Origin of the sequence: Variovorax sp. PDC80, assembly GCF_900115375.1 — a bacterium.
In the GTDB taxonomy this organism is placed as follows: domain Bacteria; phylum Pseudomonadota; class Gammaproteobacteria; order Burkholderiales; family Burkholderiaceae_C; genus Variovorax.
In genome coordinates, this window is record NZ_FOWG01000001.1 from 530278 (window position 1) to 542904 (window position 12627).

At 69.3% G+C, this 12627-nt stretch carries 17 protein-coding genes; 8 read left to right on the forward strand and 9 right to left on the reverse strand.

Annotation, left to right across the window (positions count from 1 at the left end):
- Positions 1-31 precede the first annotated feature (31 nt).
- Both BM109_RS41120 and murB read right to left on the reverse strand, forming a co-directional pair.
- Positions 32-865 (reverse strand): glycine-rich domain-containing protein, encoded by an 834-nt coding sequence (locus BM109_RS41120; protein ID WP_093340221.1) that lies wholly within the window; start codon positions 863-865, stop codon positions 32-34.
- Positions 866-884: 19 nt separating this feature from the next.
- On the reverse strand, positions 885-1943 hold the full coding sequence (gene murB / locus BM109_RS02325; protein ID WP_093340223.1) for a UDP-N-acetylmuramate dehydrogenase: 1059 nt from the start codon (positions 1941-1943) through the stop codon (positions 885-887).
- Between the two features lie 45 nt (positions 1944-1988).
- On the opposite strand from murB, the gene BM109_RS02330 reads away from it, so the two are divergent.
- Together BM109_RS02330 and BM109_RS02335 are read left to right on the forward strand one after the other, a co-directional pair.
- Entirely contained in the window at positions 1989-2474 is a 486-nt protein-coding gene (locus tag BM109_RS02330) for a YajQ family cyclic di-GMP-binding protein (protein WP_093340224.1), read from the forward strand.
- Positions 2475-2484: 10 nt separating this feature from the next.
- A complete protein-coding gene (locus BM109_RS02335) occupies positions 2485-3135 on the forward strand; it encodes a retropepsin-like aspartic protease family protein (protein WP_093340226.1) in 651 nt (216 codons plus the stop codon).
- A gap of 13 nt (positions 3136-3148) precedes the next feature.
- On the opposite strand, the gene BM109_RS02340 is transcribed toward BM109_RS02335, so the two are convergent.
- From BM109_RS02340 to BM109_RS02350, 3 genes are all read right to left on the reverse strand, one after another.
- Positions 3149-3502 (reverse strand): RidA family protein, encoded by a 354-nt coding sequence (locus BM109_RS02340; protein WP_093340227.1) that lies wholly within the window; start codon positions 3500-3502, stop codon positions 3149-3151.
- A 9-nt stretch (positions 3503-3511) separates the two neighbouring features.
- Positions 3512-4150: a glycerol-3-phosphate 1-O-acyltransferase PlsY gene (gene plsY / locus BM109_RS02345; protein ID WP_093340229.1), complete on the reverse strand. Its 639-nt coding sequence runs from the start codon at positions 4148-4150 to the stop codon at positions 3512-3514.
- A 103-nt stretch (positions 4151-4253) separates the two neighbouring features.
- On the reverse strand, positions 4254-4748 hold the full coding sequence (locus tag BM109_RS02350) for an aminoacyl-tRNA deacylase (RefSeq protein WP_093340231.1): 495 nt from the start codon (positions 4746-4748) through the stop codon (positions 4254-4256).
- A gap of 98 nt (positions 4749-4846) precedes the next feature.
- On the opposite strand from BM109_RS02350, the gene BM109_RS02355 reads away from it, so the two are divergent.
- Genes BM109_RS02355 through BM109_RS02365 form a run of 3 tightly spaced genes read left to right on the forward strand, consistent with a single transcriptional unit; the run spans position 4847 to position 6189 of the window.
- A complete protein-coding gene (locus BM109_RS02355) occupies positions 4847-5401 on the forward strand; it encodes a DUF2975 domain-containing protein (RefSeq protein WP_093340232.1) in 555 nt (184 codons plus the stop codon).
- A 3-nt stretch (positions 5402-5404) separates the two neighbouring features.
- The gene (locus BM109_RS02360; RefSeq protein ID WP_093340234.1) at positions 5405-5620 is read left to right on the forward strand and encodes a helix-turn-helix domain-containing protein; all 216 of its coding nucleotides are present in this window, start codon (positions 5405-5407) and stop codon (positions 5618-5620) included.
- Positions 5620-6189, forward strand: coding sequence for a hypothetical protein (locus BM109_RS02365; RefSeq protein ID WP_093340235.1), 570 nt, complete (start codon positions 5620-5622; stop codon positions 6187-6189). Before BM109_RS02360 ends, BM109_RS02365 begins: the two co-directional genes overlap by 1 nt.
- Before the next feature lie 9 nt (positions 6190-6198).
- Here the strand turns inward: BM109_RS02365 and BM109_RS02370 are convergent, their stop codons facing one another.
- Positions 6199-7260 carry an aldo/keto reductase gene (locus BM109_RS02370; protein ID WP_093340237.1) on the reverse strand — a complete coding sequence of 354 codons (1062 nt, stop codon included), beginning with the start codon at positions 7258-7260 and terminating at the stop codon, positions 6199-6201.
- Positions 7261-7386: 126 nt separating this feature from the next.
- Between BM109_RS02370 and BM109_RS02375 the strand changes: the two genes are divergently transcribed.
- Positions 7387-8313, forward strand: coding sequence for an alpha/beta fold hydrolase (locus BM109_RS02375; protein ID WP_093340238.1), 927 nt, complete (start codon positions 7387-7389; stop codon positions 8311-8313).
- 16 nt (positions 8314-8329) lie between these two features.
- Here BM109_RS02375 and BM109_RS02380 read toward each other — a convergent pair whose 3' ends face one another.
- Positions 8330-9028: an aspartate/glutamate racemase family protein gene (locus BM109_RS02380; protein WP_093340240.1), complete on the reverse strand. Its 699-nt coding sequence runs from the start codon at positions 9026-9028 to the stop codon at positions 8330-8332.
- Positions 9029-9145: 117 nt separating this feature from the next.
- Between BM109_RS02380 and BM109_RS02385 the strand changes: the two genes are divergently transcribed.
- Together BM109_RS02385 and BM109_RS02390 are read left to right on the forward strand one after the other, a co-directional pair.
- Positions 9146-9964, forward strand: coding sequence for a MetQ/NlpA family ABC transporter substrate-binding protein (locus BM109_RS02385; RefSeq protein ID WP_093340241.1), 819 nt, complete (start codon positions 9146-9148; stop codon positions 9962-9964).
- Between the two features lie 7 nt (positions 9965-9971).
- Positions 9972-11330 (forward strand): LLM class flavin-dependent oxidoreductase, encoded by a 1359-nt coding sequence (locus BM109_RS02390; RefSeq protein ID WP_093340243.1) that lies wholly within the window; start codon positions 9972-9974, stop codon positions 11328-11330.
- Positions 11331-11376: 46 nt separating this feature from the next.
- Here the strand turns inward: BM109_RS02390 and BM109_RS02395 are convergent, their stop codons facing one another.
- Together BM109_RS02395 and BM109_RS02400 are read right to left on the reverse strand one after the other, a co-directional pair.
- Positions 11377-11748: a hypothetical protein gene (locus BM109_RS02395; protein WP_093340244.1), complete on the reverse strand. Its 372-nt coding sequence runs from the start codon at positions 11746-11748 to the stop codon at positions 11377-11379.
- A 30-nt stretch (positions 11749-11778) separates the two neighbouring features.
- Positions 11779-12603, reverse strand: a complete 825-nt coding sequence (locus BM109_RS02400) for a MetQ/NlpA family ABC transporter substrate-binding protein (RefSeq protein WP_093340246.1) — start codon at positions 12601-12603, stop codon at positions 11779-11781.
- Positions 12604-12627: the final 24 nt, after the last annotated feature.

Here is a 12627-nt window from a genome sequence, read left to right on the forward strand (position 1 = left end):
TTTTTTCTTTGGTGCCACCGTTACGGGGCGCTCAGTCCCCACCGCCTCCGCCCCCGCAACCCCCACCGCAGCCGCCGCCATCGCCACCGCCCGAATCCCCGCCGCCGCCATCGCCGCCGCTCGATTCGCTGCCGCCGAAGCCGCCCGCATCGCCGCCACAGCCACCGCTCGACGAGCCGCCTTCGCCAAAGCTGGTTCCGCAGTGAGCATCGGAGCCGGCCTGCCGATCGATGTCGCGGCAGTCGGGCACGTAGTTGAAGCCGCCCTCGATGCCGAACTTGACGTCGAGCGCGAACAGCAGCGGCAGCCGCGCCGGCTTGCGCGGATCGATGCTCTCCTCCTTGCAGGCCCAGTACCAGCTGCGGCGCAGCCCGTCGTTGCGCTTGGGATCGCGCCCCAGCACCTCGGCCGGCGTGTGGTGCAAAAGGCCACCGAAGGCCGCCTGGCACCAGTGCTGGTAGCCCTGGGTGTGGAGGATGAACTCGTGCCAGGCGGTGTCGGCCACCTTCGAGGGCATGCCGACGAACTTGCGCCCGCTGCGCAGGTGCGCCATGAAGAACTGCCGCAGGCCGCGCAGCACCAGCTCGGCGTCGCGCCGGCTCAGTTGCGGATGGGCCGCGATCAGCTTGTGGACCAGGAAGGGCGGCAGCCGCGCCTCGCGGATGAACTGGCGGCGCAGGCTGGTCTCGAACCAGCCCATCACCGCCACCAGCAGGCCCGTGCCGATGAATCCCAGCGCCACGCTCCACCAGCGCCCGCGCGAGAACACCAGCGCGGCGATCGCCGCCACGATCACGAGCCGCCGCAGCCACACCAGCGCAGCGATGCGCCGGCGGTAGTTCAGGTGCAGGAAGTCGAGATCCATGCGGCCAGGCGGCGCCGGGTCAGACCACCACCGGCTCCGGCTCCAGCCGGATGCCGAAGCGCTCGTACACGCTGGTCTGGATCGCCTTGGCCAGCGTCATCACCTCGCCGCCGGTCACCGGGTTCTCGTTGCCGCCACGGTTGACCAGCACCAGCGCCTGCTTCTCGTAGACGCCGGCATTTCCCACCGACTTGCCCTTCCAGCCGCAGGCGTCGATCAGCCAGCCGGCCGCGAGCTTGATGCTGCCGTCGTCCATCGGGTAGTGCACGATCTTCGGCTCGCGCGCGATGATGTCGGCGCACTGCTCGGGCGTGACGGTCGGGTTCTTGAAGAAGCTGCCCGCGTTGCCCAGCACCCGCCAGTCGGGCAGCTTGGCGCGGCGTATGGCGCAGATCCAGTCGAAGATGTCGTTCGCATCGGGCGTGAAGTTGCCGGTTTCCTCCATCCTGCGTTCCAGGTCGAGGTAGCCCGCCACCGCCTTCCAGGGCTTGGGCAGCCGGAAGCGCACGCGCGTGATCAGCGCGCGGCCCGCCAGGCCGAAGTCGTTGGCGCCGCCCGCGCCGCGCACGTGCTTGAACACCGAATCGCGGTAGCCGAAGGCGCATTGCGCCGCATCGAGCGTGAAGCTGCGGCCGGTTTCCAGATCGAAGGCATCGAGCGAATCGAAGCGGTCCTGCAGCTCGACGCCATAGGCACCGATGTTCTGCACCGGCGAGCCGCCCACCGTGCCCGGGATCATCGCGAGGTTCTCGAGCCCCGGATAGCCCTGCGCCAGCGTCCACTGCACGGTGTCGTGCCAGACCTCGCCGGCACCGGCCTCCACGATCCAGGCGCGCGAGGTCTCCTCGACCAGCCGGCGGCCCTGGATCTCCACCTTCAGCACCAGCGGCTTCACGTCGCCGGTCAACACGATATTGCTGCCGCCGCCCAGCACGAAACGCGGCGCGGCGCGCCATTCGGTGTCGGCATGCAGCGCGGCCAGGTCGGCCTCGCTCGCGATGCGCACCAGGTGCTGCGCGCGCGCGACGATGCCGAAGCTGTTGTACGGCTGCAGCGGGACGTTGTGCTCCACGATCATGGGAGAATTGTCGCATCCAGCTACCGTGACATCTGAGGAGAGCCCATGCCGTCTTTCGACACCGTCTGCGAACCCAATCTGCCCGAGGTCAAGAACGCCGTCGAGAACACCGCCAAGGAAATCGCCACCCGTTTCGACTTCAAGGGCACCGCGGCTGCCGTCGAGCTCAAGGACAAGGAAATCACCATGACCGGCGATGCCGAGTTCCAGCTCGTGCAGGTCGAGGACATCCTGCGCAGCAAGCTCACCAAGCGCAGCGTCGACGTGCGTTTCCTCGACAAGGGCGACGTGCAGAAGATCGGCGGCGACAAGGTCAAGCAGGTCATCAAGATCAAGAACGGCATCGAGGGCGACATCGCCAAGAAGATCCAGCGCCTGATCAAGGACAGCAAGATCAAGGTGCAGGCCGCGATCCAGGGCGACGCGGTGCGCGTCACCGGCGCCAAGCGCGACGACCTGCAGGCCGCCATGGCGCTGATCAAGAAGGACGTACCGGATACGCCGCTGTCCTTCAACAACTTCCGCGACTGAGCCCCGGCCCATGAAGGCATTCGCCGTCGCCGCGTTCGTTCTGGCCGCGGTGGCGGCGCCGTCGGCCCAGGCGGCCGACTCGGTCATGCTGACCGGCACCATCGGCAGCCGCGCGATCCTGATCGTCAACGGCAGCGCGCCCAAGACGGTGGCGGTGGGCGAAAGCTTCCAGGGCGTGAAGCTGGTCTCGCTGCAGTCCGAGCAGGCGGTGGTCGAGTCCGAGGGCAAGCGCGTCACGCTGCGCATGGACACGCCCGTGAGCATCGGCGGCGGCGGCTCTTCGGGCGGCAGCGGCAACCGCATCGTGCTGCCGGCCGACAGCCGCGGCCATTTCATGACCCAGGGCCTGATCAACGATCGCCCGGTCACCTTCATGCTCGACACCGGCGCGACCACGGTCGCCATGTCGGTGGCCGACGCGCAGCGCATCGGCCTCGACTACAGCAAGGGCCGGCCGGTGCAGGTCAACACCGCCAACGGCGTGGCGCCCGGCTATCTGCTGCGGCTGCGCTCGGTGCGCGTGGGCGACGTCGAGGTCTACGACCTCGAGGCCATCGTCTCGCCGCAGTCCATGCCCTTCGTGCTGCTGGGCAACAGCTTCATCAACCGCTTCTCGATGCGACGCGACGCCGACCAGATGGTGCTCGAGAAGCGCTACTGAAGCGAAGCGCGAATCAGGCCTGCGCGGCCGTCACCACGATCTCGATCTTGTAGCCGGCGTTGGCCATCTTGGCCTGCACCGTCGCGCGCGGCGGCGTGTTGCCGGCCGGAATCCAGGCGTCCCAGACCTCGTTCATCGCCGTGATGTCGGCGATGTCGGCCAGGAAGATCTGCGTCATGAGGATGCGCGACTTGTCGCTGCCGGCCTCGGCCAGCAGCCGGTCGACCATGGCCAGCACCTGCTGGGTCTGGCCGCGGATGTCCTGCGTGGTGTCGTCGGGCACCTGGCCCGCGAGGTAGATGGTGCCGTTGTGCACCGCGGTCTCGGAAAGACGCGGTCCGACGTGGAAGCGGGTGATGGTGCCCATGGTGATCCTTCAGTCCTTTTTCTTTTTGGAGCCCAGTTTGGACTCGGTGCCGGCGGCGAGCCGGCGGATGTTCTCGCGATGCCGCCAGATCAGCAGCAGGCTCATGACGATGATGGCGACCAGCGCCGTGCGGCTCAGCGGCCACGCGATGCCGCCGCCGATCAGGTAGTAGGCCGGCGCGAAGAAGGCGGCGACCAGCGAGGAGAGCGACGAGTAGCGGAAGAACACCGCGATGATCAGCCAGGTGGCGCCGGTCGCGAGCCCGAGCCAGGGCGCGATGCCGACCAGCACGCCGGCCGCCGTCGCCACGCCCTTGCCGCCCTGGAAGCCGAAGAACACCGGGTACAGGTGGCCGAGGAAGGCGGCCACGCCGGCCACCGCGGCCACGCCGTCGTCCAGGCCCCATTGCGCGCCCCAGTGGCGGATCACGAACACCGGCACCCAGCCCTTGATCGCGTCGAGCAGCAGCGTGGCCAGCGCCGCGCCCTTGTTGCCCGAGCGCAGCACGTTGGTCGCGCCGGGGTTCTTGCTGCCGTAGCTGCGCGGGTCGGCCATGCCGAGCGCCCTGCTCACGATGACGGCGAAGGACAGCGAGCCGAGCAGGTACGACGCCACGATGGCGATCAGGGTAGGCAGGTGAAAGGTCAAGGCGGGTCTCCGCGGATCGGTGTTGTTCTTCGGGGGACGCATCGCCGCGCCGATGCGCCCCGGGCGGGACGCGCAGCGCCGACGATCGAATCGCAGGAGCCGGCTATTCTGCCAGCGCGCACTCCACCGGCGTCGCGCCCAGCAGCTGCACGCACACCTGCGGATCGATGCCGATCAGGTAGCCGCGCCGCCCGCCGTTGAGCACGATGCGCGGCAGCGCGAGCACCGTCGCCTCCACGTACACCGGCATCTCGCGCTTGGTGCCGAAGGGCGAGGTGCCGCCCACCATGTAGCCGCTGTGGCGCTGCGCCACCTCGGGCTTGCAGGGCTCGACCGACTTGGCGCCGATCTGGCGCGCGAGGTTCTTGGTCGACACCGTGCGGTTGCCATGCATCAGCACCACCAGCGGCTTGGCGTCCTGGTCCTGCATCACCAGCGTCTTGATCACCATGAACGGATCGAGCCCCAGCATCTCGGCGCCGCGCTGGGCGCCGCCGTGCTCCATGTATTCGTAGGGGTGCTCGGTGAACGCGACCTTGTGGGCGCGCAGCAATTGGGTGGCGGGCGTCTCGGAGACGTGGACGTTCTTCTTGGCCATGGCAACGGTGAGGACGGCACCCCTTCAGGAGCGCTTCAGCAAAAAACTTATTGTTTTACGATAAACTTTTATCGATTAACAACCAACATGGGTGCGCCATGCAGCATACGCCAGCCTCGCCCTCGCTTCATCTCGCGCGGCACGCCCGCGTCGTCCAGGCGCTGGCCCTCGCGGGCGCGGCGCTGCTCGTCGTGCAGCCCTTGCTCCTGCTGCTGGCCCACCGCTGGGAATGGACCGGCTTCCTCGGCGCCGCGAGCTTCCTCGGCCTGCCCGGCCCGCCGCCCGACGAGGCCGCGCGCTGGCGCACCGCACTGGTCAGCCTGCTGCCCGTGGGCGGCGGCCTGTATGCGCTGCGGCAGATCTGGCGGCTGTTCGGCGAGTACCGCCACGGCCGCGTGTTCGGCGCCGCCGCGCAAGACGCGCTCATGCGCTTCGCCTGGGCCGTGCTGCTGCTGTCGCTGCTGCTGCCGCTCGCGCGCGGCCTCATGACCGTGGCGCAGAGCCTGGGCAATCCGCCGGGCCAGCGCTTCCTGGCGCTGAGCTTCTCGTGGTTCGACGGCCTGCACATCCTGTTCGGCGCGGTGCTGGTGGCGATCGCGCGCGTCATGGTCGAGGCGCGGCGCCTGGCCGACGACAACGCGGGCTTCGTCTGAACGATGCCCATCGTCGTCAACCTCGACGTGATGCTGGCGCGGCGCAAGATGCGCTCGCGCGAACTGGCCGAGCACGTGGGCATCACCGAGCAGAACCTCTCGCTGCTCAAGAGCGGCAAGGTGCGCGGCGTGCGCTTCGACACGCTGGAGCGCATCTGCGAGGCGCTGCAGTGCCAGCCGGGCGACCTGCTCGAATGGCGGAGCGACGCGGGCGACTGATGCGGCGGCTGTTCCTGCCGGCGCTCGTGCTGGCCGTGGCCGCCGCGCACGTGGCGGTGCTGTGGCTGCTGCTCGTGGCGACGCGGCCGCACGCGCGGCCGGTCTTTCCGGTGCAGGGCGTCGTCGAGATCGCATGGGTCGATGTGCCGAAGCCGCGCGCTGCGCCGGTGCGGACCGAGCTCAGGGCATCGGCCCCGGCAGCGGCACGCGTGCGGGCTGCGCCCCCACGCAGCGCGACAAGGCCCGAGCCGGCACCGCGCGATGCCATCGTCGCCCCGGCCGAAGCGCCCGCTGCAGTGGCAACACCGCCCGCCCCGCTGATCCTGAATTCCGAAGCCACCCGCCGCGCCCTTCGCGACAGCGATCGCGCGCCCTCGTTCGCCGAGCGCGCCAACCAGGACTTGAACCCGGCCGGCACGCGCGCAGCGCTCGACAGCCGCCTGAGCGCGGGCCTGTCGGGCGCCGCGCACGGCGACTGCATGAAGGGCCAGTTCAAGGGCGGCGACATGGGCCTGCTGAGCCTGCCCGCGCTCGCGCTGGCGGCCGCGCGCGGCGAATGCGCGCGCTGAACGAGAAGATCAGGCCGCGGGGTCGCGGATCTCCCAGCGGATCGCGTCGATCTGCGCCAGCAGCTCGGGCGACAGCGTCGTGCCCCAGGCATCGATGTCCTCGTCGAGCTGCTCGACCGTGCGCACGCCGATGATGGTGCTCGCCACCTGCCACTTGGTGTAGCAGAAGGCCAGCGCGAGCTTCACCGGCGTGAGGCCGTTGTCGCGCGCGAGCTGGTTGTAGCGGCGCGCGGCCTTGAGCGCGTCGGGCCGGCCCCAGCGCAGCTTGCGCACCGATTCGTAGCGCGTGATGCGCGCTTCCTGCGGCGCGTCCGGGCCGGTGATGCCGCTCTGGTCGTACTTGCCGGTCAGCAGGCCATAGGCCAGCGGCGAATAGGCCAGCAGCGACACGCCGAGCCGGTGCATGGTTTCGTCGAGGCCGTTCTCGGCGCCGCGGCTCGCGAGGTTGTAGACGTTCTGCACCGTCGCCACGCGCGGCAGCCCGTGCTCCTCGGCCAGCCGCACGAACTCGTGCACGCCATAGGGCGTCTCGTTCGACAGGCCGATGGCGCGGATCTTCCCGGCCTCCACCAGCCCGGCCAGCGCCTCGAGCTGTTCGCGGATCGGGGTCTGCGAGACCTCCTTGGCCGGGTCGTAATAGATGTTGCCGAAGGCCGGCACGTGGCGCTCGGGCCAGTGAATCTGGTAGAGGTCGATCACGTCCGTCTGCAGCCGCTTGAGGCTCGCCTCGCACGAGGCCACGATGTCCGCGCCCGTCATGCCCACGCCTTCGCGCACCCAGGGCGTGTTGCGCAGCGGGCCCGCGACCTTGCTGGCCAGCGTCAGCTTCCGGCGCGCGCCGGGGTTGGCCGCGAACCAGTTGCCGATGATGGTTTCGGTCGCGCCGTAGGTCTCCTGGCGCGTGGGCACCGAGTACATCTCGGCCGTGTCGATGAAGTCGACGCCGCGCTCGAGCGAGCGCGCCAGGATGGCATGGGCCGTGGGCTCGTCGACCTGCTCGCCGAAGGTCATGGTGCCGAGGCAGATGGGCGTGACGTGAAGGTCGCTCTGACCGAGTCTGATTTTTTGCATGCGCGGAAATGTACCGCCGGGCTCCGCGGCGCGCTGGCGGTGGTGCCAAACCCGAGCGGCGCGGCCGTCACGCCACTGTCGTCTGGCGGACTGTCCGCTTCGACCCGGCTCCTTATCATCGGAGCCATGTACCACGCCCTCCGTCCCTCGCGCAGCGAATTCGTGCCCGTGCGCAACCTCCGCTACCACGTGCGCCTCTGGGGCCAGCCCTCGGCAGAGCGGCCGCCGCTGGTGCTGGTGCACGGCTGGATGGACGTGGCCGCCTCCTGGCAGTTCGTGGTCGACGCGCTGGCCGAGGAACGCTTCATCGTCGCGCCCGACTGGCGCGGCTTCGGCCTCACCGACGGCGGCGGGGTCGACAACTACTGGCTGCCCGACTACCTGGCCGACCTCGAATGGCTGCTCGACCACTACGCGGGCGAAGGCGAGGCCGCGCGCCCGGTCGACCTCGTGGGCCACAGCATGGGCGGCAACGTCGTCATGCACTACGCGGGCGTGCGGCCCGAGCGCATCCGCCGGCTGGTCAACCTCGAGGGCTTCGGCATGCCCGCGCGCCAGCCCGAGGAAGCGCCCGCGCGCTACGGCCAGTGGATCGACGAACTCAAGCGGCTGCACCGCGGCGAACTCGAGCTCGCCAGCTACTCGGCCGTCGACGGCGTGGCGCGCCGGCTCATGAAGACCAACCCGCGGCTGTCGCAGGACAAGGCCGACTGGCTCGCGAGCCACTGGTCGGCCAGCCGCGTTCAGCCCGACGGCAGCGCGCGCTGGCAGATCCTCGGCGAGGCCGCGCACAAGGTCATCAACGCCAACATCTTCCGCGTCGACGAGGTGCGCGCGCTTTATGCGCGCATTGCCGCGCCCACGCTGATGATCGAAGCGGCCGACGACAGCCTCCAGGGCTGGTGGAAGAACCGCTACACGCTCGAGGAGTTCCACCAGCGCCTGGCCTCGGTGCCCTCGGTGCGCATCGAGCAGTTGGCCGATGCCGGCCACATGCTGCACCACGACCAGCCGCAGCGGGTGGCGAAGCTGATCGAGGATTTCCTCGCCTAGGGCCTGTTCACACTATTCAAGCCGGCTGCACGGCGCGCCGCAGCGCCGCGCGCGCCAGCAGCCGCGTCGAATCGAGCGTCGGCAGCGCCGAGTTCGCATCGCTGATGATCAGCGGGATCTCGGTGCAGCCCAGCACCACGGCGTCGCAGCCCTCCTGCGCCTTCATGCGCTCGATCACGCGCTGGAAGCTCGCCACGCCCTCGGGGCTGAAGATGCCGTTGACCAGCTCGTCCATGATCACGCGCCCGGTCTCGTCGCGCTCGCGCGCGTTCGGCCGGCGGTACTCGAGGCCACGCGCCGCGAACCTGGACGGATAGACCTCGCTGTCGACCAGCCAGCGCGTGCCCGTGATGCCGATGCGCCGGAAGCCGCGCCGCACGGCCTCGTCGGCTGCCACCTCGGCGATGTGCAGCCAGGGCAGCGGCGAACGCGGCGCAACATAGTCGAAGGCCTGGTGGATCGTGTTGTCGGGGCAGATCAGGAAGTCGGCACCCGCGGCCTGCAGCTTGCGCGCCGAAGCGAGCATCAGCTCGCCCACGCCGGCCACGTCGCCCGCATCGAGGCAGCGCACGTAGTCCGCGAGCGAGGGCGTGTGCATCGACACCTCGGGGTGCGCATGGGGCCCGAGCAGCGCGGCGCCCTCCACGCAGATGGTCTTGTAGCAAAGGGCCGCGCCTTCGGCGGAGCAGCCCACGATTCCGATGTGTTGGCTCATGCCACTCATCCTATGGCCATTGCCCGCATATCTCGCATATGCAAGCTTACGAATATTCGTTCGCGCGCGCGGCAGCGGCTCCTAGAGTGCCCGGTTCAGTTCTGGAGCCCCTCTCTCATGCGCCCTCTCGCCCTTTCCCGCCGCTTGGCCCTGGCCGGCGGCATCGCCCTTGCGCTGGGCCTCGCCAGCGCGGCCCAGGCCGCCGACCTGCGCGTCGGCTTCATGCCGGGCCCGTACCGCGACGCCTTCACCAAGGGCATCGAGCCCCAGCTCGCCAAGCTCGGCTACACCGTCAAGTACGTCGAGTTCAGCCAGGGCGTGCAGCCCAACGATGCGGTCGAGCGCGGCCAGATCGACGCCAACATCTTCCAGCACACGCTCTACCTCAACGCCACCAACCAGCAGCAGAACTTCGACCTGGTGCCGATCGTCCACGTGCCGACGCCGCCGATGGGCCTCTATTCGCAGCGCCACAAGTCGCTGGCCAGCGTGCCCGACGGCGCCACCGTCACGCTGCCGGCCGACCCGGTGAACGCGGCGCGCGCGCTCAACATCCTCGCGGCCATCGGCTGGGTGCAGCTCAAGACCGGCGTGAATCCGCTGAGCGTGTCCGAGCGCGACATCGCGAGCAATCCCAAGCGCCTGAAGCTGGTGCCGCTCGATGCCGCCCAGGCACCGCGCTCGCTGGCCGACGCCGACCTCGCGGCCGTGCAGGGCAACTTCGCCGTCGCCTCGGGCCTCGAGCTCACCGAGGCGCTCAAGCTCGAGGACATGACCCTGCCCTACGTCAACGTGGTGGCGGTCAAGCGCGGCAACGAGAACGCGAAGTTCGCGAAGGACATCGTCGCCGCCTACCAGTCGGCCGAGTTCCAGCGCGTCTTCCTCGCCAATCCCGTGTGGGCCGGCTACCGGCTGCCCGACTACTTCTCGAAGTGATCGCCCGATGAGCGGCTCCGCCACCCGCAGCGCGCCCCCCCGGCGCCTGCACCTGAACGTCAACATCCTGCACTCGGGCTTCGTGCCCTCGGCCTGGCGCCTGCCCGAGGCCGACCCCTGGGCCTTCGCCGACATCCGGCACTACATCCGCACCGCACGGATCGCGGAAGCGGGCAAGCTCGACGCGATCTTCCTGGCCGACAACGCGGCCATCGTCGACCAGATCCACTTCCGCCCGATCACCGCGCTCGAGCCCACCATCCTGCTGGCCTGCGTGGCCGCGGCCACCACCCACATCGGGCTGATCGCCACCGCCTCGACCAGCTACAACGAGCCCTACAACATCGCGCGCCGCTTCTCCACGCTCGACCACGTGAGCAACGGCCGCGCGGGCTGGAACATGGTGACCACGGCCGACCTGCCCTCGGCGCGCAACTTCGGCCTCGAGGCCACGCCCGACCATGCGAAGCGCTACGCGCGCGCCTCGGAGTTCGCCGACATCGTGAAGGCGCTGTGGGACAGCTGGGAAGACGGCGCCTTCGTCGGCGACAAGGCCTCGGGCAGCTTCGTCGACGCCACCAAGGTGCACGCCATCGCGCACCGCGGCGAGCACTTCGCGGTGCAGGGCCCGCTGAACCTGCCGCGCGCGCCGCAGGGCCATCCGGTACTGGTGCAGGCCGGCGCCTCGGCCGACGGGCGCGAGCTCGCCTCGCGCCACGCCGAGGCCGTGTTCTCGGCCTCGCAGTCCTTCGAGGAATCGCTGGCCTATGCGCGCGCCCTCAAGACCCGCGCGGCCGAACTGGGCCGCGGCCCCGACGCGGTGAAGGTGCTCGCGGGCCTCACCACCATCGTCGGCGGCACCGAGGCCGAGGCGCTGCGCCGCCGCGACGAGCTGGTCGACCTGATCCCCTGGGACTACAGCCTCACGCGCATCGCGGGCACGCTGGGCATCACGCCCGATCGCCTGAAGCTCGACGAGCGCCTGCCCGAGAACCTGCCGCTGCCCGGCAATGGCAACGGCAACCACACCTTCTTCAACGCGATGGTGGCGGCGGGCCGCACCCATGGCTACACGGTGCGCCAGCTGATCCGCGAACTCGCGGGCGGCGGCGGCCACCGCGTGATCGTGGGCACGCCCGAGCAGATCGCCGACGACATCGAGCACTGGTTCAAGGGCGGCGCGGCCGACGGCTTCAACCTGATGCCCGATGCGCTGCCGCACGGGCTCGAACATTTCGTCGACGGGGTGGTGCCGATCCTGCAGAAGCGCGGGCTGTTTCGCACCGAGTACGAGGGGCGCACCCTGCGCGATCACCTCGGGCTGGCGCGGCCCGAAGGTCGGACGGCGCAGCGCCTGGCGGCTTAGAAAGAAGAAGGAAAAACGCCGCCCGGTGGAGCGGCGGCGGTGGGCCTCAGCCCTCGTCGGCGTCGTTCCCCGTCAGCGACAGCACCTCTTCGACGAAGGCCTCGAAGCCCGGCAGCGCCGCATGCGGCAGTGCATCGTCCGCGCCCTCGCCGTCGTCGAAGAACACCCGGGCCCACCCCACCGGCAGCGCGACCCATTCGCCGGCCTCGAGCAGCAGGCCCAGATAGCCCTCGCCCTCGGGCACGTAGAACAAGCCGGCCTGCCCGAGCACGCGAACCTCCTCGCCCGCGAGCGGCGCGGGGGCGTCCTCGCGCCCCCATCGCACGCCCTGCGCGGCCAGCCGGTCGGTGATCCAGCCGTCGCACACATGGGTGTCGCTCCAGCTCGCTTGCGCATCGAACACGGCCAGCACGGGCATGGGAAGGTCCCTCTCAGGAAAGTAGTTGGTTTATTGCAGGAAGCTGGGCTTCGCGTAGCCCTGGAACTTCGTGTCGACCACCGCCTTGAACTCCTTCGAGTGGTAGGCCTCCACGAGGTCCTTGGCCCAGGCGGTGTTCTTGTCCGCGGTCTTCACGGCCACGACATTCAGGTAGTAGTCGGGCGTCTTCTCGAGCACCACCGCTTCGGTGAGCTTCAGGCCCGAGGAGATCGCGAAGTTGCCGTTGATGATCGCGTACTCGGTGTCGCCGAGCGAGCGCGGCAATTGTGCGGCCTCGAGCGGAATGAACTTCAGCTTCTTGGGGTTGTCGGCCACGTCCTTCTCGGAAGCGCGCAGCGGATCGACGCCCTGCTTGATCGTGATCAGCTTGTTCTGCTCCAGCAGCACCAGCGCGCGCGCCAGGTTGCTCGGGTCGTTTGGCAGCGTCACGCGATCGCCTTCCTTCAGGTCGGCCAGCGTCTTGCGCTTGGTCGAGTACACGCCCAACGGCGCGATCGGGCCCTGCACCAGTTCGGCCAGGTCCAGCTTCTGGTCGGCCGCGAATTTCTTCAGGTAGACCTGGTGCTGGAAGAAGTTGGCGTCGAGCGAACCCTGGGCCAGCGCCAGGTTGGGCTGCACGTAATCGTTGAATTCGACCAGCTTCACCTTGTAGCCCTTCTTCTCGAGGATCGGCACGATGCCTTGCTTGAGCTGGTCGATGTTCGAGCCGGCGGTGCCGCCGATCGTGAGGTTCTTCTTGGCGTCCTGAGCCTGCGCCGGCAGCGAGAGGCCGCCGAGCGACAGCGCGGCGAGGGACAGGGCGAGGACGGAACGGCGCAGCAGTGCGGTGGTCATGACGGAAGGCTTTGCAGGAAAGAA

Excerpts from the sequence above, each read along its gene's own strand:
- BM109_RS02355 (WP_093340232.1), top strand. The coding sequence starts at position 4,847 with ATGCAGCATACGCCAGCCTCGCCCTCGCTTCATCTCGCGCGGCACGCC.
- BM109_RS02350 (WP_093340231.1), bottom strand. The coding sequence starts at position 4,748 with ATGGCCAAGAAGAACGTCCACGTCTCCGAGACGCCCGCCACCCAATTG.
- murB (WP_093340223.1), bottom strand. The coding sequence starts at position 1,943 with ATGATCGTGGAGCACAACGTCCCGCTGCAGCCGTACAACAGCTTCGGC.
- BM109_RS02340 (WP_093340227.1), bottom strand. The coding sequence starts at position 3,502 with ATGGGCACCATCACCCGCTTCCACGTCGGACCGCGTCTTTCCGAGACC.
- BM109_RS02330 (WP_093340224.1), top strand. The coding sequence starts at position 1,989 with ATGCCGTCTTTCGACACCGTCTGCGAACCCAATCTGCCCGAGGTCAAG.
- BM109_RS02380 (WP_093340240.1), bottom strand. The coding sequence starts at position 9,028 with ATGAGCCAACACATCGGAATCGTGGGCTGCTCCGCCGAAGGCGCGGCC.
- BM109_RS02400 (WP_093340246.1), bottom strand. The coding sequence starts at position 12,603 with ATGACCACCGCACTGCTGCGCCGTTCCGTCCTCGCCCTGTCCCTCGCC.
- BM109_RS02365 (WP_093340235.1), top strand. The coding sequence starts at position 5,620 with ATGCGGCGGCTGTTCCTGCCGGCGCTCGTGCTGGCCGTGGCCGCCGCG.
- BM109_RS02375 (WP_093340238.1), top strand. The coding sequence starts at position 7,387 with ATGTACCACGCCCTCCGTCCCTCGCGCAGCGAATTCGTGCCCGTGCGC.
- BM109_RS02335 (WP_093340226.1), top strand. The coding sequence starts at position 2,485 with ATGAAGGCATTCGCCGTCGCCGCGTTCGTTCTGGCCGCGGTGGCGGCG.
- BM109_RS41120 (WP_093340221.1), bottom strand. The coding sequence starts at position 865 with ATGGATCTCGACTTCCTGCACCTGAACTACCGCCGGCGCATCGCTGCG.
- BM109_RS02395 (WP_093340244.1), bottom strand. The coding sequence starts at position 11,748 with ATGCCCGTGCTGGCCGTGTTCGATGCGCAAGCGAGCTGGAGCGACACC.
- BM109_RS02360 (WP_093340234.1), top strand. The coding sequence starts at position 5,405 with ATGCCCATCGTCGTCAACCTCGACGTGATGCTGGCGCGGCGCAAGATG.
- BM109_RS02390 (WP_093340243.1), top strand. The coding sequence starts at position 9,972 with ATGAGCGGCTCCGCCACCCGCAGCGCGCCCCCCCGGCGCCTGCACCTG.
- BM109_RS02385 (WP_093340241.1), top strand. The coding sequence starts at position 9,146 with ATGCGCCCTCTCGCCCTTTCCCGCCGCTTGGCCCTGGCCGGCGGCATC.
- BM109_RS02370 (WP_093340237.1), bottom strand. The coding sequence starts at position 7,260 with ATGCAAAAAATCAGACTCGGTCAGAGCGACCTTCACGTCACGCCCATC.